The sequence below is a fragment of the Teichococcus deserti genome (assembly GCF_001982615.1).
In the GTDB taxonomy this organism is placed as follows: Bacteria; Pseudomonadota; Alphaproteobacteria; order Acetobacterales; family Acetobacteraceae; genus Pseudoroseomonas; species Pseudoroseomonas deserti.
Genome location: NZ_MLCO01000487.1, coordinates 1 through 1,447, shown reverse-complemented (window position 1 = coordinate 1,447; position 1,447 = coordinate 1). Strand labels below are relative to the sequence as shown.

Below are 1,447 nucleotides of genomic sequence, written 5' to 3'. Positions count from 1 at the left end.
ATCCCTACCCGGCGAGGGGGTGCCCCACCGTAAGGGGGGCACATGCGTAGATTAAATCCCCCCGCTTTGATTTCCGAGATCAGCACCTTTGATTTATTTGAGTTTATAATCAACAACTAAGAAGTTAGTCGAATCGAAAAATCAAAGACCGGAAATCAAAGGCGGAGTGGGACCATCGTGCGCACGGATCTACAATTCTGAGCAGCCTGAGGCGGGTGTCGCGGTGTGACGATCATGGCATGCTTCTTAGGTAGGACACCCGTTTGAGGACCTGCAGAGCTATGGCGGCAGTCTTTGGCATCACGCAGGGCGACTGGTTTGCAAGGGTTAGTGCCCAGCGCCCGCGTCGTGCTCACTTCTGGCTACCAACCCCCAGTCAGCCGCGCCGGATTGAGTTGGGGGAGCGATGGTACTTCAGAGAGGCGGGCGGCACCCGCGCCCTCGGCTATGGCATCTACGCTGGATACGAAGTCACGACGCCACGCACTCTGATAGCTCGTTATGGGATCGAGACCGGCTACAGAAATATCGATGATCTAGCCGCAGGTTTAGGTGCTATCGGAAAACCAGTAGCGAGTTTTGACATAGATCGAGGCATCGGCAACGTCATGCTGGATGAAGTCATGATCTTACCGTTGCCAATCACGCCGCCTACCCCGTTGCGGGCGTATGGCGGAACCTTCGACTATTTCGATGACTCAAATCTACGCCGCTTGCTTCCCCACACAGAGGGAGGCGAGGAGCGGATTGTGCTACCCAGTGACGTTCCTCCGACACGTCGAGAATATGCTCGGGAACTGTTTATCAGGAACCGCAGGCATGTTCAGGATCTGAAACGTCGCTACCAGGGCCGCTGTCAGGTAATTGGCAAAGTGCCGCTGGCTAAGCTCGCTGGCGCAGATATCACCGAAGTCCATCATATCGATTAGCTAACCCACGGTGGTCTCGACATCCCGAGCAACATGCTGGTGGTATCGCCGGATCTGCATGCCGCCATTCACGCCAATGACTCGTCCTTCGAGTGGAGCAGCCTCACCCTGATCATCAACGGTCACAGGCTTCCGCTGACACTCAATCATCACCTTCAAACTCGGCCATAGAGCGCTGCGAAGGTTCTGACCATCAACGTGTCTAACTGAGGAGGCTAAGCAGGTCCTGATTGATTTCAGGCCATGGCCTATCTAGAGGCTGTTATGGACCAGCGGCCGGGTAACGATCAGGCTGCGCGGGATGACTGCCCGCAAGCCTTACCCGTCCGACGTCTCCGACGATGAATGGGCGCTGGTCGCGCCCTACCTGACGCTGATGCCAGAACAGTGCGGCCAGCGCGAGCATGCGCTGCGCGAGGTGTTCAATGGGCTGCGCTACGTCATCAAGACGGGCGCGCCGTGGCGTTGGATGCCGAATGACCTGCCACCTTGGGCCGCGGTGTATCAGCAGGCGCAGC

The 1,447-nt window shown here is 57.2% G+C and carries 2 protein-coding genes; both read left to right on the top strand.

Annotated elements, in window-relative coordinates:
• Window positions 1-281 precede the first annotated feature (281 nt).
• Complete coding sequence (locus BKE38_RS31690) at window positions 282-929, top strand: hypothetical protein (protein WP_131829800.1); 648 nt, start codon at window positions 282-284, stop codon at window positions 927-929.
• Between the two features lie 301 nt (window positions 930-1,230).
• On the top strand, window positions 1,231-1,447 hold a 217-nt coding region (locus tag BKE38_RS29360), incomplete at its 3' end, for a transposase (protein WP_131829799.1).